This is a genomic window from Methylomonas defluvii (genome assembly GCF_033949435.1).
In the GTDB taxonomy this organism is placed as follows: Bacteria; Pseudomonadota; Gammaproteobacteria; order Methylococcales; family Methylomonadaceae; genus Methylomonas; species Methylomonas defluvii.
Window position 1 is genome coordinate 151,080 of sequence record NZ_JAXARY010000005.1, and the last position, 22,379, is coordinate 173,458.

Annotated in this window: 20 protein-coding genes; 10 read left to right on the plus strand and 10 right to left on the minus strand. The window is 53.0% G+C overall.

The genetic code is table 11. The annotated features are described in order from the left end of the window. Positions 1-19 precede the first annotated feature (19 nt). Positions 20-673, minus strand: coding sequence for a cAMP-activated global transcriptional regulator CRP (gene crp, locus QLH52_RS07415; protein WP_033158235.1), 654 nt, complete (start codon positions 671-673; stop codon positions 20-22). Positions 674-801: 128 nt separating this feature from the next. Here crp and QLH52_RS07420 point away from each other — a divergent pair, with 128 nt between their 5' ends. Together QLH52_RS07420 and speD are read left to right on the plus strand one after the other, a co-directional pair. Continuing rightward, a complete protein-coding gene (locus QLH52_RS07420; RefSeq protein WP_319961096.1) occupies positions 802-1,221 on the plus strand; it encodes an OsmC family protein in 420 nt (139 codons plus the stop codon). A gap of 4 nt (positions 1,222-1,225) precedes the next feature. Beyond that, positions 1,226-2,005 (plus strand): adenosylmethionine decarboxylase, encoded by a 780-nt coding sequence (gene speD, locus QLH52_RS07425; RefSeq protein WP_033158233.1) that lies wholly within the window; start codon positions 1,226-1,228, stop codon positions 2,003-2,005. Positions 2,006-2,066: 61 nt separating this feature from the next. Here speD and QLH52_RS07430 read toward each other — a convergent pair whose 3' ends face one another. From QLH52_RS07430 to apaG, 3 genes are all read right to left on the minus strand, one after another. After that, positions 2,067-2,387: a periplasmic heavy metal sensor gene (locus tag QLH52_RS07430; RefSeq protein ID WP_319961097.1), complete on the minus strand. Its 321-nt coding sequence runs from the start codon at positions 2,385-2,387 to the stop codon at positions 2,067-2,069. A 75-nt stretch (positions 2,388-2,462) separates the two neighbouring features. Then, entirely contained in the window at positions 2,463-3,296 is an 834-nt protein-coding gene (locus QLH52_RS07435; protein ID WP_319961098.1) for a symmetrical bis(5'-nucleosyl)-tetraphosphatase, read from the minus strand. Next, on the minus strand, positions 3,296-3,673 hold the full coding sequence (gene apaG, locus QLH52_RS07440; RefSeq protein ID WP_020484295.1) for a Co2+/Mg2+ efflux protein ApaG: 378 nt from the start codon (positions 3,671-3,673) through the stop codon (positions 3,296-3,298). The genes QLH52_RS07435 and apaG overlap by 1 nt, the downstream gene beginning before the upstream one ends. Positions 3,674-3,744: 71 nt before the next feature. On the opposite strand from apaG, the gene QLH52_RS07445 reads away from it, so the two are divergent. From QLH52_RS07445 to QLH52_RS07460, 4 genes are all read left to right on the plus strand, one after another. Continuing rightward, complete coding sequence (locus QLH52_RS07445) at positions 3,745-4,266, plus strand: ankyrin repeat domain-containing protein (RefSeq protein ID WP_319961099.1); 522 nt, start codon at positions 3,745-3,747, stop codon at positions 4,264-4,266. Positions 4,267-4,329: 63 nt separating this feature from the next. Further along, on the plus strand, positions 4,330-5,700 hold the full coding sequence (gene mpl, locus QLH52_RS07450) for a UDP-N-acetylmuramate:L-alanyl-gamma-D-glutamyl-meso-diaminopimelate ligase (RefSeq protein ID WP_319961100.1): 1,371 nt from the start codon (positions 4,330-4,332) through the stop codon (positions 5,698-5,700). Positions 5,701-5,703: 3 nt separating this feature from the next. After that, entirely contained in the window at positions 5,704-5,991 is a 288-nt protein-coding gene (locus QLH52_RS07455; RefSeq protein ID WP_101053946.1) for an Rdx family protein, read from the plus strand. After that, positions 5,960-8,005, plus strand: a complete 2,046-nt coding sequence (locus QLH52_RS07460) for a serine/threonine protein kinase (protein WP_319961101.1) — start codon at positions 5,960-5,962, stop codon at positions 8,003-8,005. Before QLH52_RS07455 ends, QLH52_RS07460 begins: the two co-directional genes overlap by 32 nt. Before the next feature lie 143 nt (positions 8,006-8,148). Here the strand turns inward: QLH52_RS07460 and QLH52_RS07465 are convergent, their stop codons facing one another. The 3 genes from QLH52_RS07465 to QLH52_RS07475 all read right to left on the minus strand — a co-directional run bounded on the left by QLH52_RS07465 (position 8,149) and on the right by QLH52_RS07475 (position 13,477). Continuing rightward, positions 8,149-12,192, minus strand: a complete 4,044-nt coding sequence (locus QLH52_RS07465; protein ID WP_319961102.1) for a hypothetical protein — start codon at positions 12,190-12,192, stop codon at positions 8,149-8,151. 259 nt (positions 12,193-12,451) lie between these two features. Further along, positions 12,452-12,838, minus strand: coding sequence for a diacylglycerol kinase (locus QLH52_RS07470; RefSeq protein WP_319961103.1), 387 nt, complete (start codon positions 12,836-12,838; stop codon positions 12,452-12,454). A 3-nt stretch (positions 12,839-12,841) separates the two neighbouring features. Beyond that, positions 12,842-13,477 (minus strand): phosphatase PAP2 family protein, encoded by a 636-nt coding sequence (locus QLH52_RS07475; RefSeq protein ID WP_319961104.1) that lies wholly within the window; start codon positions 13,475-13,477, stop codon positions 12,842-12,844. A gap of 347 nt (positions 13,478-13,824) precedes the next feature. On the opposite strand from QLH52_RS07475, the gene QLH52_RS07480 reads away from it, so the two are divergent. Continuing rightward, positions 13,825-14,130, plus strand: a complete 306-nt coding sequence (locus QLH52_RS07480) for a hypothetical protein (RefSeq protein ID WP_171696865.1) — start codon at positions 13,825-13,827, stop codon at positions 14,128-14,130. A 108-nt stretch (positions 14,131-14,238) separates the two neighbouring features. Here QLH52_RS07480 and QLH52_RS07485 read toward each other — a convergent pair whose 3' ends face one another. From QLH52_RS07485 to QLH52_RS07495, 3 genes are all read right to left on the minus strand, one after another. Continuing rightward, positions 14,239-14,943, minus strand: a complete 705-nt coding sequence (locus QLH52_RS07485; RefSeq protein ID WP_319961105.1) for a DUF2490 domain-containing protein — start codon at positions 14,941-14,943, stop codon at positions 14,239-14,241. Positions 14,944-15,327: 384 nt separating this feature from the next. Continuing rightward, on the minus strand, positions 15,328-15,762 hold the full coding sequence (locus QLH52_RS07490; protein WP_033158222.1) for a hypothetical protein: 435 nt from the start codon (positions 15,760-15,762) through the stop codon (positions 15,328-15,330). A 174-nt stretch (positions 15,763-15,936) separates the two neighbouring features. Continuing rightward, positions 15,937-17,499 carry a bifunctional aminoglycoside phosphotransferase/ATP-binding protein gene (locus QLH52_RS07495; RefSeq protein ID WP_319961106.1) on the minus strand — a complete coding sequence of 521 codons (1,563 nt, stop codon included), beginning with the start codon at positions 17,497-17,499 and terminating at the stop codon, positions 15,937-15,939. A gap of 316 nt (positions 17,500-17,815) precedes the next feature. Here QLH52_RS07495 and QLH52_RS07500 point away from each other — a divergent pair, with 316 nt between their 5' ends. The 3 genes from QLH52_RS07500 to QLH52_RS07510 are packed head-to-tail and all read left to right on the plus strand — an operon-like array spanning position 17,816 to position 22,356. Next, on the plus strand, positions 17,816-18,643 hold the full coding sequence (locus QLH52_RS07500; protein ID WP_033158221.1) for an undecaprenyl-diphosphate phosphatase: 828 nt from the start codon (positions 17,816-17,818) through the stop codon (positions 18,641-18,643). 60 nt (positions 18,644-18,703) lie between these two features. Continuing rightward, positions 18,704-19,687, plus strand: coding sequence for a calcium/sodium antiporter (locus QLH52_RS07505; RefSeq protein WP_319961107.1), 984 nt, complete (start codon positions 18,704-18,706; stop codon positions 19,685-19,687). A gap of 2 nt (positions 19,688-19,689) precedes the next feature. Then, positions 19,690-22,356 (plus strand): MMPL family transporter, encoded by a 2,667-nt coding sequence (locus QLH52_RS07510; RefSeq protein ID WP_101053973.1) that lies wholly within the window; start codon positions 19,690-19,692, stop codon positions 22,354-22,356. The last annotated feature ends 23 nt before the right edge of the window (positions 22,357-22,379 follow it).

Here is a 22,379-nt window from a genome sequence, read left to right on the forward strand (position 1 = left end):
ATTCGCCCTTCACGCGGCGTTAACGTGTGCCGAATACCACGATGGTTTTACCGTGTGCGGTGATCAAGCCCTTGTCTTCCAGCTCTTTCAATACGCGCCCTGCCATCTCGCGGGAACAACCGACGATGCGGCCGATTTCCTGGCGGGTGATATGCAACTGCATGCCATCCGGATGGGTAATCGCGTCCGGCTCCTTGGCCAAATCCAACAGGGTGCGGGCGATACGGCCTTCTACGTCCATAAACGCCAGGTCGCGGTATTTGCGGCTGGTAATCAGCAAACGTGTCGACAGCTGTTCTCCGAGTACCGTCAAAATCTCCACCGCCTGATCGCGCAACTCGGCGTTGAGCAGCATTTTGAAGCGTTCATAACCGATTTCCGCCATTTGGCATTTGGTGCGGGTTTTCACCAGTACGCTCCGCGTTTCGGCATTTTTGAACACCCCGATCTCGCCGACGAAATCGTGTTTGTTCAAATACGCCAAAATCAACTCTCGGCCTTCCTCGTCCTCGACGCTGACGCTGACCGAGCCGTCGACCACAAACAACAGCTTGTCGCCTATATCGCCGGGGCGGACTATGGTGATTTTGGCTGGATAGCTTCTAACATGGCAGAAGCGTAAAAAGGCATCCAGGGCAGAGGGTGAAATCTTGTTTTGTTTAACAAAGCTCATAATTTGTAATAATTCTGTGAACTAGATTGGTTACCCTATCAAGGTGCAGTAGTTTTACAAAAAAATCAAGACATTTGACGGGTTCGTTGTAAAATTCGCGACAATTTTGAATTTGGTTGGGGTTTAACATGCAGGCAACGATTAAATGGGTCGACGGCAGATTATTCGTCGGCGAATCCGGCAGCGGGCACACGGTTGTGATGGACGGTCCGCCGGATCACGGCGGTCGTAATCTCGGGGTGCGCCCCATGGAAATGCTGTTGTTGGGTGTGGGCGGCTGTTCGTCGTTCGACGTTGTGGATATTCTGCAAAAAGGCCGCCACGAGATTGTGCATTGTACTGCCGAGCTGACTGCGGAACGGGTGGATACAGTGCCTGCCGTATTCAGCAAAATTCATTTGCACTTCAAGGTGACGGGTAAAAATCTGCCGGCTGCCGCAGTGGAACGGGCGGTGAAGTTATCCGCCGAAAAATATTGCTCGGCTTCCATTATGTTGGGCAAAGCGGGCGTGGAAATAAGTCATGATTTTGAAGTTATAGAGGGTTGATCGGTTGAGCAAATTACAGTTACACGGGTTTAATAACCTGACCAAATCGTTGAGTTTTAATATTTACGACGTTTGCTATGCACCCAAAGAGCAGGAAAAAGCCTACATCGAATATATCGACGAAGCCTATAACGCCAAGCGTTTGACGCAGATTTTAAAAGACGTAGCCAACATCATTGGCGCGCAAATTTTGAATATCGCCCATCAGGATTACGATCCGCAAGGTGCCAGTGTGACGATGCTGATTTCCGAAGGTGCGGTCATTCCGGCCGGCATGAATTCCGAGTCACCCGGCCCGTTGCCGGAAACGGTTTTGGCGCATTTGGATAAAAGCCACATCACCGTACACACTTATCCGGAAAGCCATCCGGATACCGATATTTGTACGTTCCGGGCCGACATCGACGTGTCAACTTGTGGGCAAATTTCCCCGCTGAAAGCCTTGAATTATTTGATTCACAGTTTCGAGTCCGACATCGTGATCATGGACTACCGCGTGCGTGGCTTTACCCGCGATGTATCCGGGCAAAAACATTACATCGATCATAAAATCAATTCCATCCAGAATTACATCGCGGAAAGCACGAAAGAGCTGTACCAGATGATCGACGTCAATGTGTATCAGGAAAACATCTTCCACACCAAGATGATGTTGAAAGAAACCGAACTGGAAAATTACCTGTTCGAAAAGGAAAGTAATTTCAGCGACGAGGATCAGGAAGAAATCCAAGGCATGCTGCAGGAAGAAATGGCCGAGATTTTTTACGGTCGAAATTTCTCTTAAAAAATACGCTGGTTCAAACAGCGGCCTCAGCAGTCACAGCTACTGCTGAGGCTTGTTTTGTTTATGGGGCCGGTTTACGAGGGGCTTGCTCGCGCATTTGTTCTTGATGTTGTTTGCGCAAGTCGTCCATTTTTTGCATTTGTTCCGGGCTTAACACTTCTTTCATTCGGCTGTGCGACTCTTCGTGGATGGCGCGGAATTTTTCGTGCTGTTCTTTAAAAATCGCTTCCAGTTTGGATTTTTGCTCAGGGCTGAGTTGCAGCAGTTTATTCAAATGTTCTAGCTTGTGGTCCACCGGTTGGCCATAGTCGTTTTCACTAGGGTAAGCGAAGGCGGTTAATGGCAAGGCCAGGATGATGGCGAGGAACAGGTTTTTTCGCATGGTCTAATCTCGAGTTAAATTGATGTGGTGCTTGGTGTGCGAGGGAACTGATGCCGGAACGCCGGCAAAAGTTCACTACTCTGAAAAAGCCTTGGGGTTTTGCACGGGCGCGCAGTCGATGCTGAAACGTCTGGGTTGTTCTGACAGTTCAAGCGCCGTCAATTGTCCGCCCCACAAGCAGCCGGTGTCTATTGAGTAACAGTTATAGCCGGCGAAATAGCCCAGCGTCGACCAATGGCCGAAGATGATGCGCATATCGATACTTTTGCGGCCCGGCACTTCAAACCAGGGCATCAAGTGGTCGGGCTGACTGCCGGGCGCGCCTTTGGGCCCAAAATCCATCACGCCGTCGACGGTGCAATAGCGCAGCCGGCTGAAACAATTGATCGCAAAGCGCAGCTTTTCGGTTTTCAGTAAATCGTCGCGCCAGACCACGGGCTTGTTACCGTACATGGAACGGAAAAAGCGTTCGTGATCCGGGCTTTGCATGGCTTGCTCGGTTTCACGCGCCATGCGCAGCGTGGTTTCAAAATCCCACTGTGGCGGCAGGCCTGCGTGTAGCATGCAAAAATCGTCATTGTGATGGAACAGTTTTTGATGGCGTAGCCAGGTTATCAGCTCTTCGCAATCCTCGGCCCTTAAAACGTCGCTCAGCGTGTCTTTTTTACCGGCCTTGCCCAGCGAAACCACGGTCGCAATCAAGTGCAGATCATGATTGCCCAGTACGGTAACGGCCGCAGAACCCAAGCCTTTCACAAAGCGCAGCGTTTCCAAGGATTTTGGGCCGCGGTTCACCAAGTCGCCGGCCAGCCAGAGTTGATCCTGATTCGGATCGAAGCTTATATGGTCCAGCAAACGACGAAACTCGTCGTAACAGCCCTGAATGTCACCAATTGCATAAATCGCCATTAGTGAAGTGTTCTGGGTATCGATAAAGTGAATTTGGGAATGGCTGCGTTAAAATTTTCGCCGGCGTCCGATTGCATTTGATACTTACCTTGCATCACCCCGACCGGAGTTTCTATCATCGCCGCGCTGGTATAGCGGAACGAGTCGCCGGGGCTAAGATGCGGGTTTTCTCCCACTACACCGTCGCCGTTGACTTCCTGCACCTTGCCGTTGGCATCGGTGATCAGCCAGTGGCGAGTCAGCAATTTGGCCGGCGTGGAACCGACGTTGGTGATGGTGATGGTATAGGCGAACACATAGCGGTTCTGTTCGGGGGACGATTGGGCCTCGATATAGTAGGGTTGGGCTTCAACTAAAACTTTGTTTTTTTCGCTCATTGATAGATGATGTAAATCAGTATTTGCCTTATTTCAACCCAACTCATACCCAAACGCAAGCAAGCAATCCGATGAATATCCGCAGATTCCTGAGCGCAGCGCTAATCGTCTGGTCCGTGCAGGCGCTTGCCGAAGATACTAAAGATTTATTTGCCGCCGCGGCCACCGGCAAGCTGGACCGCGTCGAAGCGCTATTGGCGCAAGGATTGGACGTCAATGGCAAATTGGAGACCGACCGTACCGCACTTATGGCAGCCAGTTTTAACGGCAATTTGCGGATTGTCAAGGCGCTGCTGGCGTATGGTGCCGACGTCAATTTGGCGGACAAACTGGGTTCCACCGCATTAACGGATGCAGTGATGTTCGGCAATGCCGACATAGTTGGTGTGTTAATCGCAGCCGGTGCAAACGTTAACGCGGCGGACAGCCAGAGCGTGAAAATACTCGATAAAGCCAAAAAACTCGGCCGGGAAAACATCGTAAAGCTGTTAGAAGCGGCTGGGGCCAAAGGTTCGGAAGCCAAAGTCGAAGAAAAAATCGAAGGCGAACCCAAAGTCGAGGAAGAAAAAAAGCCGGAAGAACCGAAAAAATGATCCAATTCGCTGACGACCGAATTTCCGGATTTGCATCTAATTAACCCCGCTACAATTATCAGAATGACAGAATTACAAAAGCCACTACACATCCACATCCTCGGCATTTGCGGCACCTTCATGGGCGGCTTGGCCTTGATCGCCCGCGAATTGGGTTATACCGTCAGCGGCTCCGATCAAAACGTCTACCCGCCGATGAGCACGCAACTGGAAGAGCAAGGCATTCGGTTGATGAATGGCTATAAAGCCGAAAACCTGGACTGCAAGCCGGACTTGGTGGTCGTCGGCAACGCCATGTCGCGCGGCAATCCGGAAGTGGAAGCGGTATTGAACCTAGGTTTGCCGTATATCTCCGGCCCGCAATGGCTGGCAGAGCACGTGTTGCAACAAAAATGGGTATTGGCGGTGGCCGGTACCCACGGCAAAACCACCACCAGCAGCATGCTGGCCTGGGTGCTGGAATATAACGGCTTTAAACCGGGCTTTCTGATCGGCGGTATTCCGCTGAATTTCGGCATCTCCGCCCGTTTGGGGGAATCGGATTTTTTCGTCATCGAAGCCGACGAATACGACTGCGCTTTTTTCGACAAACGCTCCAAATTCGTCCATTACCGGCCACGCACCGCGATCTTGAACAACCTGGAATATGACCACGCCGACATCTTCGAAAACCTGGACGCCATTAAAAAACAGTTTCACCATCTGGTGCGCACCATACCCAATGAAGGTCTGATCATCGCACCGGCTTGCGAACAACATATCACCGAGGTGCTGGAAGCAGGCTGCTGGACGCCGGTCGTGAAGACGGCTATCGACGGCGAAGGTGATTGGCAGGCGCACTTGTTGAAAGCCGACGGCAGCAGCTTTAGCGTCAGTTTTGCCGGTGAAGAGCAAGGAGTAGTCGAGTGGACTTTAACCGGTCGCCATAGCGTCTACAACGCCTTGTCTGCTATCGCCGCCGCCCGGCATATCGGCATTCTGGCAAAAGATGCGATAGCGGCTTTGCAACAGTTTCAAAATGTGAAACGACGCATGGAAGTCATCGTCAAAAGCGCCGGCGTTACCGTTTACGACGACTTCGCTCACCATCCCACCGCCATCAAAACCACATTGGACGGCTTGCGCCAACAAGTCGGCAGCGAAAAAATCCTGGCCATCGTCGAGCCGCGCTCCAACACCATGCGGTTGGGTGTGCATACGCAATCGCTCGCAGAATCCCTGGGCCAGGCCGACCGGGCCATCGTCTATCAGCCGGATAATCTTGGCTGGGATTTAAGCCAGCTACTCAAATACGCCAACAACATCGAGATTTGCAACAGCTTGGAAAGCATTATCGCTACCATCAAAGCCCAAGCCGGCGGCGTTTGCCATGTGTTGCTGATGAGTAACGGCAGTTTCGGCGGTATTTACAAACGCCTGCGCGACGAGTTGTAAGCCATGAACCGCGTCGAAATCCGCTACTGCACGCAATGCCGCTGGCTATTGCGCGCGGCCTGGATGGCTCAGGAATTGTTAAGCACTTTCGAACAAGAACTGGACGAACTGGTAATGCAGCCCGATACCGGCGGTATCTTTGAGGTGCGCGCCAACGGCGAGTTGGTCTGGTCCCGCAAGCAGCAGGGCAGGTTTCCGGAGATTACCGAGTTAAAGCAATTGGTGCGCGATCAAATTGCCCCCGAGCGCGACCTGGGGCATGCCGACCGCAAGCCCGCGCCGCAGTCTTGATCAGGCTGCGCAAAGACTAAACAAGGCTAAGCTGTCTGAGATGATGCTCCCGGAAGACGACGCCACCCTCATCAAACCGCAAGACGACGATCTGACCCGGATCAAGCCTCGCCCCTACCCACAGGTGTTGAACGGCAGTCCGGAGCAGGACGGTAAATTCAACGATGATTATTCTCTACGCGGCGCCGTGGGCGTGGGCGGCGGTGGTCAGGTGTTGCTGGGTTTTGACGAGCGCATCGGCCGCGAAGTGGCGATCAAGGAATTACTGGATCAGGCTGCGAATGATGATGTCGAGCTCAGCGCACGTTTTCTGCGTGAAGCCCGCATTACCGGCCGCCTGGAACATCCGGGGATTGTGCCGGTTTACGATCTGGGAACGAAGCAAAGCGGCGCGCCCTATTATGTGATGCGCTTGGTGCGTGGCGATACACTGGCCAAAGCCCTAAAAGCCTGTAATGACGAGGTGTTGGCCGAGCATGCGCTGTCGCGGCGCCTGGGCTTGTTGGACAGATTAATCGACGTTTGCGAAGCGGTGGCGTACGCCCACTCCAAAGGCGTGATTCATCGCGACATCAAACCCGGCAATATCGTGCTGGGCCCGTTCGGTGAAACCATTGTGTTGGACTGGGGTTTGGCCAAGGTGGAAAACGAAGCCGATCTGGCGCCACTAATATCTGCCGCACCGAAACAGGTGGCCGACGATGCGGATTTGACCCGGATCGGCGACATTCTCGGCACCCCGGCCTATATGGCGCCGGAACAAGCTAATCCCGATTTCGGTGTTGTGGATACGCGCTCCGATGTGTTCGCGCTTGGTTGTATTCTCTATTATTTATTGGCCGGCCATCCGCCGCTAAGCGGTAGTGCTGATGAAATATTGGCGCAACTCAGTTCGCTGGCGTCTATGCCCTCGGCGCGGGATCCGAAGCTGCCCATGCCGCCGGAATTGATCGCCATCTGCGACAAGGCATTATCCAAGGACAAATCGCTACGGTTTCCGAATGCGGCTGCGTTAGCCGACGAGTTGCGGGCCTATCGCGACGGTCGCTTGGTGAGTGCCTATGCCTATTCGCGCGGCGAACTGCTCCGCCGCTTCATCGCCCGCAACAAAGTCGTGCTGGCGGCCAGTCTGGCGGTATTGCTGGCGATTTTGATCGGCGCCGGACTGGCCTTCAAATTTGGCGTGGAGGCGCATAAAGCCCGAAACTTGGCGGTGGCTGAAGGCGAAATTGTCAAGCAGGAAAAGCAGCAGGTGGAGCGTGCGCTAGCCGATGTCACCCGTATTTCCAACCAGAACCTGACGGCTGCCAACCAGATCGCGGACAGTATCTTGGGCAACCTGAACGAAATGCGCATGGGCATGCAGCGAACCGCCGAGTCCTTAAACAGCAACTCCGATTTAGCCGCATCCAGCGGCTTACTGGAGAGCTTGCTGCAACGTTATCCGCGCGGTGAAAGTTTCGCTACCACCCGCGCGCCCGGCACTATCGTGGCGGTGGCGCCGGGCAAATATCGCCAAGCGCTGGGTGCCGATACCTCGCAACTTGAGCACAACCGAATGACTTTAGAGCGGGGAGTGCCGATTCTGAGCCGGATTTATCAAGCCCCTGAGGGCTTTCCCGCCGTCACGATGGTGGTGCCGATCAAACAGGGTAAAACCATCCCGGGCTTTATTTCCATGCGCATCAAACCGGTCGATTTTCTGGGTGGTTTGCTGGCCGAGGATACTCAGACCCAAAAACGCACAGTGTGGGTCGTGCAAGATGATGGCCTGCTGCTTTACGATAGCGACCCGCAGGAGATTGGCCTTAATTTGTTCCGTGAGGAGCGCTTCAATCAGATACCGGAATTGCGCCAGCTCGCGGCTGAAATCGCCGATCAAGACGCCGGCGTGGGCTATTACCAAAGCCAGTCAGCGGCTCAATCCGCGCCGTCAAGGCAGATCGCCGCCTGGGTAAGTTTGCGGCCGGCGGAGAATCGGGGCTGGAAAGTGGTGGTTTTAGAAGCTTGGTGACGCGGCTTTATTACACAGTGCTGCACTTGGAACTTATAAAAGGCGTGGCGAAAGCATTGCGTTGAAGCGTAGCCGGTTAGAGAAAGCCTTGAAGGTCATTGCGCGTAATAAAGCCCCCGGCTGTGCCGGGGGTATCTGCTATGTCAAGCCTCTGATTTCGGCACGGCCACTTGAGGCTGTGATTTTTTCCACAGCCCACCACCGGTAAAACAGTTCCAGCCCCAGCGCAGCCAATTCAACAACGCTGCGGCCATCCACAAAGACCAAGCCAACATCAAAATCCGGTAGGCCAACAAAGGCAGGCTTACGATGGTGGCAACGGCCAACTGCGGGCCATTGCGATCCTGATACCAATTCAACAAAGTTGCAGAGGATTGATTTCCGGCAATTTGCATATCCGGATTTCCCAACAAACCTTGTTCGACCGCAATCGCTATTGACAACAGCGACAACAGCGTCAAACCGGCCAAGCCGATTTGCGCCAGATTGAACCAGCGCGGCCGCTGCGGTGCATGATGGGCGCGGAATCCCAACGCAAACAACCAGCCCACCACTAAAAATGCGGCAGCAATATGCAGTTGGCTCAGACCGATCAATAATAAAAACCACTGCCAATGCCGCAACGGCGTGATATTCAGCTTACCCAGCCCGAACGCCAATAAGGCCAGTACGATCAGCAAACCCCAAATCAACACGGCCGGACCAAATTTTGGGCCGAAGGTCCACAACAACCAACGCTGCTGCGGCATCAGTAATTGAATACGGCTGTTGACGCTGGTAACGCCAAGATCGACCAGCGGCGTGCGCAACAGCACGCCCGGTTCTTTAGCCGTTTGCCAATTAAGCACAATTTGCTGGGTGCCGGGATGTATCGGCAAACTGACCGCCGCGCCTTGCTGACGAATCGGCTGACTGACACCATCTATCGTCACGCTTTGCAGCTCCGCCAGTTCCGGCAGTTTTACGGGGTGTTGTCCGCCTTTGGAGCTGCGGATGCTCAAAATCAGTTCGACTGTTTCGCTGCGTTGCCCCGGCTTGACCGCTAATTCGCTTCTATCGATAGTCAGGGTTGAGCCGGCCACCGCTTGCGGTCGGCCGATAGTCAGATTGACCTTTTCGCCTGGCCAGGGCCGCCACTCCGGTAGCCACTGGCCCTGCCCGTCCTGGTGATGCACCACCGCAATGCCATCGGCTTGTAAATGCCAGATCGGGCTGACATCGGCGCGCCACACCTCGGTCCATTGCGGCGTGTCTGCGGCTTGCAAGGTCAATTGCTCGGTTTTTGCCAGTGCCGACTCCCATTCCAAAGTGGCTTGACCGGCCGCCATGTTCACCAATACTTTACCGTCCTTCACCCGCACCTGCGGACTGGTAACCGCTTCGCCCGGCAACAACGGTAGCTCCAGTAACACCGGACTGAGTGCGCCGGCCAATTGCTCGACGCGGGTGGTCACTCGCCAGTCCAAGCCCAAATGCAGAGTTCTTTCCACCCGCACGAATGCCGGCAAGGCAGTTTGCTGCAATTTATTTCTCGGCCCGCTATCGGGTTGCAATCGGCTGAACTCCAGTTGTGGACCCACCTTGCCGTCCTCGTATAAACCATCCACCCGCCAGCCGTCGGCAATGACACCAGCGTGTTGCGGCGGCAATGGCAGCGGCAAACTAAATTTATCCTGCGCGGTATAGCGGCCCTGCATCGTCACTTTGTGTACTCCAGGCGACACAGCCAGCCACAAGCTGCCGTCATCCTGCCGGATCAAGGCTTGCGCCTCGCCGCCATCGACGCTGACCTGCTCCGGAAACCATTGCTCAAGCTGAGCCGGCAACGGTACTGCCAAATCCTGCTGCGCGTGCAATTGCAGTTCGATACGCAGCACTTCCGGCTTGACCAGTAATTGCATATCGGCAATCTGCGCGCAATTGGGTAGGCACTGCGGTGCTTGCAGCAAACGGGTTTTCAATTGCTCCAGCATTGGCGCGTCGGGCAGATCGGCATAGGCCTTTTGGTTTGGCGCCATCAACAGCGGCAGCAGCAACAGACAGGTCAAACTCGGCAAGGACAAGCGCCAGTTGGTGGCGATGGCTCCCAGCATTTTTAACACCAACACCGCCACCAACAGGGCTTGGGCAAAGTGCAGCAACATCAGCATAAATGGCGACAAATACCAGAGGCGGATTTGCTGATTACTATCAACCGCGCCGTTCCAGCTTAACTCCACGCGCTGCCAGCCCCAATGCGGCAAGCCGGGACCGGTTTGCAGATTGGCGTCCGGATCGATCCGTTGCAAACTGGCAGCGCTGCCACCATAAGCTCTCGACATCTTGGGTTTAGCGGAATACTCGGACTCTGTTTTAGCAAGTTCTCTTATTTCCGGCTCCGGCGCCATCGCCGAATCCGCCATTTGTTCTACTTGCATCGCCATTGGTGCGGCGGCGCTCACCATCGAATGCAAACGTTGAATAGGCTGCCGGGGCAATTCCAGTTGCGGATAAATGCCGATACGAATCTGCGCTATCATGAATGGAATCGTCAGCATCAGCAGCGCCAGCCAACTGGCGTTGCGATACCATTTCAACCATTGCCAAAAGCTACCCGCCGGTAATACCCGCAACAGTGCCAGCACCGCCAGCACATTCAGCCAAATCAAGCGCGGCGCATCGGCCTCATGCCAAATCAGCGTCAAACTGAGCAAGGCAAACGCGCCCCATTGCGGCGACCAGAGCCGGCCCACGGCTAATGCGGCAATCAAGACCAAAAACAAGTCCAGCAAGGTCCAGCGGTTTAACCAGCTATTCGGTACATTGTCCACGCCGCTGACCGCCAGCAGACGCCAGCCCGGCGGGATATTCAATTCAGCCTGTACTTGTTGAAAACGCTGTTGCCAGCCGCTGGCGCTCAAGCTACTTAAATCGGCTTCGATCCGGCTGTCGGCATTCAGCTGGATGGCACCGCGGCGCACTTCCACGCCCTGGTTGCCGTCCGCCAGTTGCGTGATCAATTGGCTCTGACCGTCCAGTTGCACTTGGCCCAGTCCCAGCTCGGGCACCGCGTTCAAGCGCCAGTCGCGACTCATCGTACCGGTGATGTTATCGCTGACCGTGTAACCGCCGCCCTCGAAGTCCAGCCACAGCGTGCGCTTCAACTTGAGTTGATTCGGCTCGGGCTCCGGGTCGCCGCGGCGCACAACCTTAAACTTCATACTCTCGCCTTGCTTGAGTTGATAGGTAGGTAAATGCTGCCATTCGGCGGGCAGATTGGTTTGACTGCCGTCTATCGCGGTCAAATTCTCGATCTCCACCAAACGCAAGGCAGGCACGGCCTGGAACGCCCACAACTCTTCCGCCGGCCAGTTCTCGTCCTTTACGGTCAAATCCAGTTGCGTCAAGGCTTGTGGATGGCGGGCATGAATGTCTATGCTCCAGCGTCCCGGCCGCACTTGCACCAATAGTCGTCCGTTTCCGTCCAGACGAGCGGGCAACGGGCTATTCAACGCCACCGGGATAAAGTTAGGCAGTAAAGCATAAGGAAACTCAATCTCGCGGGCCTTGCCGGAGACTTCCAAATCCAGCCGGGTAATGACTTGCAGTGGCACCTCGTCCTGCACCTGCCGGAATACTTGCAGGTCCAGCCTATCCTGCTCCCGGTCGGCAGTGTCGGCGTTCTCGGTATTCAGCCACAAGGCACCTTGCTTGATGGGGGGATACGCGACCGGCTTATCGTTGACGCTGAGCTGAATCAAGCCGCTGGCTTCGGGTAAGGCTAATTGTTCCGGCAGGCTTTCCCAGAAAAATTCGCCGCTGATCTGGTAGCGGCCCGCGGGAAAGTACAGGGCCGGCTTACCGTCTTTTTCTACGACCGGCTGGGTTTGTTTGTTGACGGTGACCGTCTGCGGCCAATGTTGCGTGTCGCCCGGCAAGCTAATCCAATCCTGGCGATACACGGTCCATTCGGCAACGAAGCTACCGTGCTTGGCTTGTAAATTCAGGTGCAGAGCGCCCGGCCAGGCACAATGTTTTTGTTGAAAATCGTCGAAGATAAACGGGCAACGATACTGGGTTTCATCCGCCAACACCCAGTTGACCCAGGGTTTTAACGGCTCCGGAACGTCTTGCATGTCCAACGCCCTTGCCGTTTGCAACGGTGCCAGCCCAAGCAGTAGCCACAGCATAAAAACCAATCGTCCCATATTATCCTCCCGCCTTCATCCCATTTAAGGGATTTGATAAACATCATAGAAAACTCTCTCCCTCCGCACCCAGGGATATGAAGGGATTTATGTATCTTAACATTCGTCATGCTTATCTAGCGTGGGGGCGATTTATCCCCAGCCGGGCTAAAGCTGGTGAAATTGAGCAATCTCCGGTTTTTGCTTTTAAGGCACTGCGCCGTCTGCCTCTTGTAGCTATTTGTTTGATGGTGCCGGGGAAATCTTTATCAGCGGGGGATCAAGCGATTAACGACCCTAAGTAGCTGAGCTCCCAGAGCATGACCACTGCCCAAATCAGAATGCTGATGCCTGCAGCGGCTGCGGCAATATCCTTGATGACGCGGATTTTTTCATTTTGCCGAGTTTCCACGAAATCGCAGAGCGCCTCTATCGTGGTGTTAAACATTTCGCATATCAGCATCAGCCCGGTGGCGGTTAGTACCGAGATGAAATCCACCCATTGGCGAAAATAAAAGCATACGGCCAAAATCAACACGGACAGTACGACTTTATAGGCCACACTAAAATCATAAACAACCGCGTAGCGCAGACCTGACAAACAGACCTTCAATTTTCTAAAAGGGTGATAACCGCTCTGTCCGGTATTAAGAAATTTGTTTCGCATGACTCACCTGATGAAGATGCCGCCGTTTTGCAGCAGATTAATTAAACCCAGCACCCACAATAGTCCCAGTAAGGCGCCAGCTAGTACATCCGAGGGGAAATGAACTTGCAGATAGACTCGTGAGACGGCAACCAGGGATACCGTCAATAGCGTAAACCCGGTCAAAGCGTAAAAGTTAAGCCCCAGTTTGTCGGGTTTGCACATCCAGCATAAGGCCGTAGCAAAGGCAACGATTTGCGCGGTGTGGGCACTTGGGAAGGAGGCGTCCAAGGGGATTTCACCCACAACGGGGAAAAAATCGGGCCGCGGGCGAGCGAACCAAAGCTTGGCGAGACGGCTGAACAGGGCAACACCCGTTAGGCTCAAGACCATCAGCCCTGCCTCTTTGATACGGCTGTTTCTCACCAGAACACCGCTTAGCACTGCGGTTATCGGGGCCAGAATGAACAGCGAACCAGTCCAGGTGATGGCTGCAAAAAAACGATCCAGCAACACACTTCTGATGCCGTGCGCGGTACTCATTAGAACGCGATCCCACGGGTGCCAATGCACACTGAAGCGCTCGATAAAAACCAGCAATGCGATTGCCGCTAACCAACAACCAAACGTCGGGAGATATTTCAAACCTAACATTTTCATTATTTTGCCTCCGCGTTAGCCAACCACTAATCCGGCCGTCGAATCTCGCTGCTTTCGGGCAGTCGAGAGTTTTATTGTTACCATGGATTCCGGCTTTTGCCGGAAACATCTATTTCCACACCGCGGCTTGCCGCTTCGCCTGTCATGCTCCTTGGCGTATTACCGACAAATTGTTGGGAAAACGGCAGGGTTTTAGGTGCTGATAAATTATTTGTTAATTATTTAACAATGACTTATGCGTTTTTAGTGGTGGCACTCTAATTGCTGGGCAAGAGTCGCCGGCACCGGCCTGGTTGACTTTGCAACCTGGTTTGGCCGGTATTCTTTATTAGTCATGAGGTGTTGATATGTTCGAAGCCATTGTATTGTTCATACTGACCGGCCTGGTCGCTGCGTGCGCATACTCGTCTCAGGGTTGCGAACTTTCCTTTTTCGGCAAACTATTTCGTTCCGCTAAAGGCCAAACGCCAGCAACTTCGACCAGCCAGTCTGTCGCTACTGACAGCACGGAACCAAGCTCCAGTTTTCTGGAACAGCTGCAAAGCGAAATTGAAGCCACTTTATTTCCGCGTCCTACGGACTCGGTATTGCGGCGTCATTACGATGCCTTGGTTGCTGTGGAAGTGAAAAACCGGTTGAGCTTTTTTAGCTGAGAGCCGAGGATTCTATATGCAGCCCAGGCGGGCTGCATATAGAGTCAGTCTCCAGCTTGGTTTTAGTGCCTCGCTGGTGGTAGCGAAAAATCCCCGCATTTCTCTGGCTTAGAAATTGACATTGATATTGGTTAGCCAAACGTGATTGGTAACATCGGGCGAGCCGTAGTTATGGATGTATTGCAATTGATAGCCGGTATCGACATTCAAATTTTTGGTTATTTTGTAGCCCACCCCGACATAACTGCGATTTTGGTTGATACCGGTCTGCACGGATCGCGCCAGCCGGCCCTCGTCTATCGAATTGAAATACACAAACAGCTCATCAAGCGCGATTAGATAAGCTTGGCTGTCCGGTATTGAATAGACTAAACGGAAGCGGTGCCGCATGCGATGACCGACGTCGCCTTCGTGGGCAAAGAAGCGTTGCTCTAGACGAAACCGGTACTGAAAATTCAATTGCGACGTCCAGTTGTCTATCCACTGCACCTGCTGCATCGCATCGTTGGTGGCCATTTCAAAGTCGGTTTGTTCGCTGTATTCGCCTTGCCAGGTATAACCTAGCCAGAGCTGCAATTTGTTGGTTAGCTTATAGCCGAGCAGCGGACGGACAATAATTTGATTAAACAAGGTATTGTCGGTTTTGGTGCGCGGTGCCAATTCCAGAAAAACTAAATAGGGGCTGCCGCCGAAATCGGTTTGATAGGTATTGCTGATCCAGGTGCTGAAATCGTCTTGCACGGGGCCGGCTTCAACTGCGAACGATGTCAGCGTAAGGCCGGTGAACAGCAGGGCTAAGTGAGTTTTTTGCATGTGTTGGTACCGAAGAACTTGATTTGAAACGAACGGCGTCACGGTCAGCGGGGCTTTGCGTGTGCGGGTGCACGGTTTATCTGCTGGGGATAAGCTTATCTCAATTCTTGATAAATGTGCTTACTCAGGGCAGGTATTCTGCGTGCTACGCAGAGGCTTAGGTTTATAAGTTTGTTGATTCAGGGAGTCGGGCGTAAGTCATCTGCTTGCCGCCATGCGGCTTTGTAGCAGCGGGAAAACCTGAAAGAGGGGTTACATTGCAGACAAGCTGTTTGCCAAAGAAGTCTGCAACAGCAAAAGGTATTAAACGGTGACGTGATTCATAGCGGTTTTAGACAAACCCTCCGGTTGCCGGAGGGGGTGTGTCAGCGAAATGAATTCGGCTTAATCGGTCAATCCGCTTACACCTTCGACAGACCAATTTTCGAAATCGCTGGCTCCGGAGGTGTCGTCGCCTTTGCCGTATTGGATCCGGCAAGCGTAGTGACGCATCACGTTGGGGCTGTCTTTCCCGCTGATTTCCACGTCGGCATTGACAATATATTCGTAGTTGCCGAGAGTCCAGGCATTGGTCGGTTGGCTGGCAAATGACAGGCTTTGATCTTCGTCGGCTTCGTTTTTGATGTAGGTGTTGCAGTGGGCGAACGCCATAGCGGTCATGTCTGTGCTAATGGACATAGGGTTGGCCGCGTCCTTGCTTTCCACCAAAAATAAATCGGAAGCGGCGATGTCGTACATAAACGGCAGGAAAAACTTAATCTGAATGGCTAGCAGGCCTGCCAGACAGACGGCAAATATTATAATTTTCTTTTTATTCATGGCTCAAATGGTGGTTTTTATTGGTTTAATTATCTAGCGATCACCCGCGATTCTAACAAAGATCGTGGACAGTAGGAAATGCCAACCCTCGCCGCCTAATTTACCGTGAATTTAATATTGTCCAAGCGCACAGTTTTACCGCGTCCGTTTCGGCAAAAGCCGGTCTGGCTTGGTTTATTCCAATGTTCGCGCCAGCTCGTGCCAAGCTGCTTGTTGATCGATTTCGTCCAGGCCGTCGCTATTGTTGGTCAATACGAGGTTGTACGGCAGCTCTTCGGTTTGCAATGCTTCGGCGCCTGTCTTGGCTTTGTCCAATACGTTCAAGTCGGCTTCCGATGGGTCGCCGCCTTGTTCTTGTCTACGTTGTATGCGTTGCTGCAGCACCTTGTCCTTAGCCTGTATCGAAACAATGACGAAAGGAATTCCCAGGCTTTGTGCCAGTAACTGGAACGGGTGGCGTTGGGCGTGTTGCAAAAAAGCGGCATCGACAATAACCGGAAACCCGTACTTAAGCAGGGTTTGCGCTAGGTCTAGCAAACGTTGGTAGGTTTTTTGGCCGGCTTGTGGATGGTATATGCCTCCATCGATTGCCGAACTGCTTTTTTGCAGGGCGCTTAACCCAAACAGCCGTTTTCTCTCGACATCCGAACGCAAGCGGATCAACTGATGTTTTTCCAATAGTAATTGCGATACCGCGCTTTTACCGCAACCTGGCAGGCCATGGGTCAGAAGCAATGCCGGTTTGCGCGGGCTTAAACTGCTGTCGGCCAAATTTAAATAACTTAGGCATGCTTGTCTGGCCGTTTCTGCGCCGGTTTGCGCGAACCTGAACCCGGCAATCTTCGCGCGCACCGCGGCCCGGTAACTGAGATAAAAGCGCAACACGCCGAGGCCGGCATAATCGCCGCTGATTTGCAAATAGGCGTTCAAAAATCGATATGCCAGATCGGCGCGCCCGCGATGGAGCAAGTCCATGATCAGGAATGCCGCATCGCTGATCGTATCTATCCAGCGCAATTCCGGCGAAAACTCGATACCGTCGAATGCGACCGGCCGACCTCTTAACAGCACGATATTGCCCAGATGCAGGTCTCCGTGGCATTCACGAATAAAGCCGGCTTGTTGCCGCTGCGAAAACAGGTTTTCGGCCGCCAAAAATGCCTGTCGACAGTTATCTTGCATTGACTTGATCAATGCGGCATCTTCGGGTTTCATCAACTCAAGCAATTGCTGAAAATTTTGCCGGGCCGGCGCTTCAATGGTGGCCGGAGAGCCGTAGTTCGAGTCCGGACTCGCCGGCGCCAAGCCCCTATGAAACCGGGCGATAGTGTCGGCCAAGCTGTCGATATGCGTTGGCGTAACTTCCGCTTGGGCCAGTAACGTATCCATCAACTTATCGGCTGCAAAGCGGCGCATTTTTACCGCATATTCAAACGCCGGCTCCACGTTGATTCGGGGTTGTTTGGGGCACCCGCCAATAGCCGCCACCTGCAAATAAATGCCGGGCGCCAGACGCCGATTCAAGCGAATTTCTTCCTGGCAGTAAAAGTAGCGCTGGCTAAGTTGGCTGAAATCCAAAAAGCCCAAATCGACCGGTTTTTTAATCTTGTAAGCATAGCGGCCGGCCAGCAACACCCAGGAAATATGGGTTTCCAGTACGGTGACCCGTTTGACCGGATGCGGGAAACAGGCCGGATCGCAAAGAGCGCTTATCAGTGGGGGATATGCAATGGCCATGGTTAAACACCTTCCCAGACTGAGCGGGATTAATACTGCAACGGCAGTGCCTTGTACTGCCGGCGATTCTGGCAGACCGGCGAGCGCTATGCAAAGCACGCCCAAACCTAAATTGCTGCTAGGCATGTCGGTCATAAATGCCAGGATTTGCCGTGCCTTACAGCGTAAAGTTACGTAATGGTTGAGATTTCGACTATAATCCCGCCCCGCTTATATGGCTTTTTCATAGGCTTACCAAATTCGACTGGTTTACATCAACTTCATCGACATGCTGATTTCGACCCTGGTACCTGACTGGTACGGAGCCTGATAAAAAATGGACATTACCCTCATCATTAAATCCCTGATACTCGGCGTAGTTGAAGGATTAACCGAATTTCTCCCCATTTCCAGCACCGGCCATTTAATTCTAGCCGGCGATTTGCTGAATTTTAATGACGACAAGGCCAAGCTGTTTACCATCGTCATTCAGGTAGGCGCGATCCTGGCGATTTGCTGGGAATACCGGGCCAAGATCGGCTCGGTATTGAGCGGATTGACCAGCGACAGGCAAGCACAAAAATTTGTGTTGAATCTGGCGATTGCGTTTATGCCGCTGGCGACGCTGGGCTTGTTGTTTGGCAAACATATCAAGGCCGCGCTGTTCAAGCCGGTGCCGGTGGCGTTGGCGTTTATCATTGGTGCGTTCGTGATTATCTGGGCGGAAAAACGCGAGCATAAAATCCGGGTCGATAATGTTGACGATCTCAGTCCGCTGGATGCCTTGAAATTGGGTATCGCCCAAGCTTTTGCCTTGATCCCCGGCACCTCCCGTTCCGGCGCGACCATTATCGGCGGCTTGCTGTTCGGTTTGTCGCGTAAGGCGTCTACCGAGTTTTCTTTCTTTTTGGCGATTCCCACCTTGGTCGTTGCCAGTCTGTACGACTTATACAAGCACCGCGACTTACTGCATATCGAAAGCGATGCGCTGTCGTTCGCGGTGGGATTAGTCGCGGCTTTTATCAGTGCCTTGCTGGCGGTTAAAGGTTTGCTGCGTTACATCAGTCATCACGATTTCATCATTTTTGCCTGGTATCGGATTGTGTTTGGCGTGGTGGTGATTGCCAGTGCTTACAGCGGTTTGGTGCAGTGGACGGTGGATTAGCATTCGGCGTCACGTAGGGCAGTATTTCGGTTTTTTGATCTTTAAAATTAAGGGTAGGTTATGGCTTTGCCACTGTTGATGATAGTCATCGGTCTGATTGTGTTGGTTTGGAGTGCCGATATTTTTGTCGAAGGAGCTGCGGCGATAGCGCGTTTTCTGGGCATGTCGCCGTTATTAATAGGTATGGTGGTGATCGGTTTCGGCACCTCCGCGCCGGAGTTGTCAGTGTCCGCCTTGTCGGCCTGGCAAGGCAATCCAGGCTTAGCGCTGGGCAATGCTTACGGGTCGAATATCACCAATATTGCCTTGATTCTGGGGATGGTCGCCTTGATCAGTCCCATTACCGTCCATTCGCAAATCGTTAAAAAAGAACTGCCGGTATTGTTTGCCGTGACCCTGTTCGTGCTCGGTCAGGTATACGACGGCGATCTGTCGCGGATGGATGCGGTGCTGGAACTGGCGGTATTCGTTGGCGTGATGACCTGGATGGTCCGGCAAGGGATGAGTAAAACAGCCGAGACGACCGACGTGTTAGGCGAAGAAGTTGCTGAAGAATTGGAAGAGCATGCGATGTCCTGCGCTCAGGCTGTCATCTGGCTGGTTTCCGGTTTGCTGTTATTAGTGATCAGTTCCCGCTTATTGGTTTGGGGTGCGGTATCGATTGCCCAGGATTTGGGCGTCAGCGATTTGGTGATTGGTTTGACCATCGTCGCCATCGGTACCTCCTTGCCTGAGTTGGCGTCGTCGATTGCCGCCGCCCGTAAAGGCGAGCACGATCTGGCCTTGGGCAATATCATCGGCTCCAATTTATTCAACACGTTGGCGGTGGTGGGTTTGGCCGGGGTGATTCAGCCGATGTCGATTCCACTGGAAATCGTTAATCGCGATTGGCCGCTGATGGCCTTGTTAACGGTGTCGCTGTTCTTTTTGGGCTACGCCAGAAAAGGCGAGCAAGGCCGCATCAATCGGGTTGAAGGCGGCATCTTGTTGGCCATTTACGCCAGTTACACCGTGTACTTGATTAACACCGTCGTGAGCGCTTAAGTATGTCCTTGGAAAAACGTTTGGGAAATATCGCTTTTCGATGGGGCAACTGGTTGCTGTATTCGCCGGGGTTAGTGTTACTGGCTTCGGTAATCTTGGCTTATCTGGCCGCGCAATACACCGGCAATCATCTGACCGTCAACACCGATACGGCGGAACTGATCGCTCCGGAAGCGCCGTTTCAGCAAAACCGCCGCAAATTCGAACAGCAGTTCGGCCAGGAAGTCCATACCTTGCTGCTGGTGATCGAGTCTTCCAGTCCGGAGTTGACCAAGGCCGCTGCCCAACGCTTGAGCCGGGAGCTTAGAGCGGATACCGAACATTTCACCAAAGTCTATCGGCCGGATGAAAATGCGTTTTTTCAGCGCAATGGCCTGCTGTATCTGGATACTGATAAGTTGCAGGATTTTTCGGTGACGCTGGCGCAAGCCCAGCCGTTTATCGGCCGCATCTCGCAAGATCCCAGCCTGAATGGCTTTTTCTCGATCTTCGAAGACGCGCTGAATGCAGAAACCAAAACCGAAGAAGTGCCCATCGATCTGATGTCTTTAATCGACAAGGTCAGCAACTCGCTGCATAAGACCCTGAACGGCGAAACCGACCTGCTCTCCTGGCAAAAACTGATTGCCGAAAACAAGATCAGCGAAGAGCAATCGGACAAAGCCTTTATCTTCGTCACGCCAAAATTCGATTACACCCAAATTTTGCCGGTAGAGCCGGCGATTAATGTCATCCGTCACGCTGCTGACAAAATTCAAGACCCCAACATGCCGGCCGTCAAAGTTTGGGTGACCGGCGAAGTCGGTTTGGAACACGATGAAATGGCCGGCATGAGCGAGGGCACATTTACCGCCAGCATTTTTTCCATCGTGTTGGTCTGCGGCATTTTATTGGTTGCTTACCGTTCTTGGCTGTTGATGCTGGCTACCTTGCTGACATTGGCTTTGGGCATGGTGTTTTGCGGATTGTTCGCCTCCGTGGCGGTGAAACAACTCAATCTGATTTCGGTGGCCTTCGCGGTCTCCAATATTGGTTTGGGCGTGGAATATGCGATCCATTTTTGCCTGCGTTATCGCGACAATCTGGACCTCTACGGCAGCGACAAGGGCAAAGCGATTCGTTCGGCCTTGTTGGCGACCAGCCCGTCTTTGATTCTGTGCGCCGGCACTACCTCCATCGGTTTGTATGCCTTTATTCCCACCGACTACCAAGGCATTTCCGAGTTGGGTTTGCTGGCCGGTACCAGCTTGTTTATTTGCTTATTCATTACGCTGACTGTGCTGCCGGTGCTGCTTAAGGTACTACCGAATCCGCCCGTGCATCAATTGCATGGCGAGCAACCCGGCGAGTCGAAGTTTACCCACGTGTTGGCTCATTATACGTTGCACTATGCCAAACCGATTTCCTTGTTGACTTTGCTTGGCGCGGTGGTTGCCGTGTACTTTGTGTTTCAGGTGCAAACCGATTTCAATCCCTTGAATCTGCGCGATCCGCATACCGAGTCGGTGATTGCCTTCAAGGACTTGATGAAAGAGCGCGAAACTTCGCCGATGACCTTGACGGTTTTGGTGAAAAACGAAGACGAAGCCAGAGCGGCGCAGAAAAAGCTGGAGAGCCTGAAGACTGTCGACAAAACCATCAGCTTGTTCGACTTTGTGCCTGACGATCAAGAAAGCAAATTGGGTATCATCGACGATATGGTGCTGACGCTGGGTCCGCAGAGCCAGTTTTTCCCGCAATTGAAAACCGGCACTGATCCCTTGCCGGCCATCAAGCGGATGATCGCCGCGATTGATGCCAACCTGCCGAAAAAAACCAATCCGGCGGACATCAAATCCCTGCAAACCTTTAAACAGCAGTTGCAAGACGTGATGGTGGAGTTGGAAGCCAGATTCCAGCCTGATCGCGGCGTGTTTATCGAGAAGATTCAAACCTCGTTGCTCGGCACTTTGCCCACTGTCATGAACCAGCTTCTGATCGGTTTCCATGCCGAGGAAATTGTACCGACCAGTATCCCGGCGGAAATCAAGGAACGCTGGTTGAGTAAAGACGGTTTATACCGTATCCAGATTTTTCCCAAGGAAGATTTGAACGATCTCGGTAACTTGCAGGCTTTCATCACCGACGTACAGGCCGTAGCGCCCAACGCCACCGATTTGCCGGTCATGTATTGGGAATCCATGAAAGCGGTGATCGGTGCCTTCCAGGAAGCCATCATCATTGCCCTGGTGGCGATTGCCTTGCTGCTGATGTTTATTCGCCGCAGCATCGTCGACACGCTGTTGGTGATGACACCCTTAGTGTTGGCCGGCTTGTTCACAATGGCAACTACCGTGTTTACCGGCACGCCGATCAATTTTGCCAATATTATCGCCTTGCCTTTATTAATGGGGCTGGGTGTCGATAACGGCATCCATATGGTTGAAAAATTGCATCATTCGTTGTCCGAGGATCAGAATATTTATCAATCCAGTACCGCGCGCGGCATGTTCTACGGCGCGTTGACTACCATTTCCAGCTTTGTTGGTTTGGCATTTTCCCCGCATCAGGGCATCTCCAGCATGGGCTTGGTCATCACTATCGGCATTTTCTGGATCATGACGTGTACTTTTGTGGTGCTGCCGGCTATCAGCAAGCTGGTTTTAAAAAAAACTGAGCATTTAGCCTGAGAGTTTGAAAACCATAGCCTAGA

Bases quoted from the DNA above. Each gene is read 5' to 3' on its own strand.
- QLH52_RS07480 (WP_171696865.1), top strand. From the start codon at position 13,825: ATGTTCGAAGCCATTGTATTGTTCATACTGACCGGCCTGGTCGCTGCG.
- QLH52_RS07490 (WP_033158222.1), bottom strand. From the start codon at position 15,762: ATGAATAAAAAGAAAATTATAATATTTGCCGTCTGTCTGGCAGGCCTG.
- crp (WP_033158235.1), bottom strand. From the start codon at position 673: ATGAGCTTTGTTAAACAAAACAAGATTTCACCCTCTGCCCTGGATGCC.
- QLH52_RS07420 (WP_319961096.1), top strand. From the start codon at position 802: ATGCAGGCAACGATTAAATGGGTCGACGGCAGATTATTCGTCGGCGAA.
- QLH52_RS07510 (WP_101053973.1), top strand. From the start codon at position 19,690: ATGTCCTTGGAAAAACGTTTGGGAAATATCGCTTTTCGATGGGGCAAC.
- QLH52_RS07460 (WP_319961101.1), top strand. From the start codon at position 5,960: ATGCCGACCGCAAGCCCGCGCCGCAGTCTTGATCAGGCTGCGCAAAGA.
- QLH52_RS07435 (WP_319961098.1), bottom strand. From the start codon at position 3,296: ATGGCGATTTATGCAATTGGTGACATTCAGGGCTGTTACGACGAGTTT.
- QLH52_RS07470 (WP_319961103.1), bottom strand. From the start codon at position 12,838: ATGCGAAACAAATTTCTTAATACCGGACAGAGCGGTTATCACCCTTTT.
- QLH52_RS07485 (WP_319961105.1), bottom strand. From the start codon at position 14,943: ATGCAAAAAACTCACTTAGCCCTGCTGTTCACCGGCCTTACGCTGACA.
- mpl (WP_319961100.1), top strand. From the start codon at position 4,330: ATGACAGAATTACAAAAGCCACTACACATCCACATCCTCGGCATTTGC.
- QLH52_RS07495 (WP_319961106.1), bottom strand. From the start codon at position 17,499: ATGGCCATTGCATATCCCCCACTGATAAGCGCTCTTTGCGATCCGGCC.
- QLH52_RS07465 (WP_319961102.1), bottom strand. From the start codon at position 12,192: ATGGGACGATTGGTTTTTATGCTGTGGCTACTGCTTGGGCTGGCACCG.
- QLH52_RS07500 (WP_033158221.1), top strand. From the start codon at position 17,816: ATGGACATTACCCTCATCATTAAATCCCTGATACTCGGCGTAGTTGAA.
- QLH52_RS07505 (WP_319961107.1), top strand. From the start codon at position 18,704: ATGGCTTTGCCACTGTTGATGATAGTCATCGGTCTGATTGTGTTGGTT.
- apaG (WP_020484295.1), bottom strand. From the start codon at position 3,673: ATGAGCGAAAAAAACAAAGTTTTAGTTGAAGCCCAACCCTACTATATC.
- QLH52_RS07455 (WP_101053946.1), top strand. From the start codon at position 5,704: ATGAACCGCGTCGAAATCCGCTACTGCACGCAATGCCGCTGGCTATTG.
- QLH52_RS07430 (WP_319961097.1), bottom strand. From the start codon at position 2,387: ATGCGAAAAAACCTGTTCCTCGCCATCATCCTGGCCTTGCCATTAACC.
- QLH52_RS07445 (WP_319961099.1), top strand. From the start codon at position 3,745: ATGAATATCCGCAGATTCCTGAGCGCAGCGCTAATCGTCTGGTCCGTG.
- QLH52_RS07475 (WP_319961104.1), bottom strand. From the start codon at position 13,477: ATGAAAATGTTAGGTTTGAAATATCTCCCGACGTTTGGTTGTTGGTTA.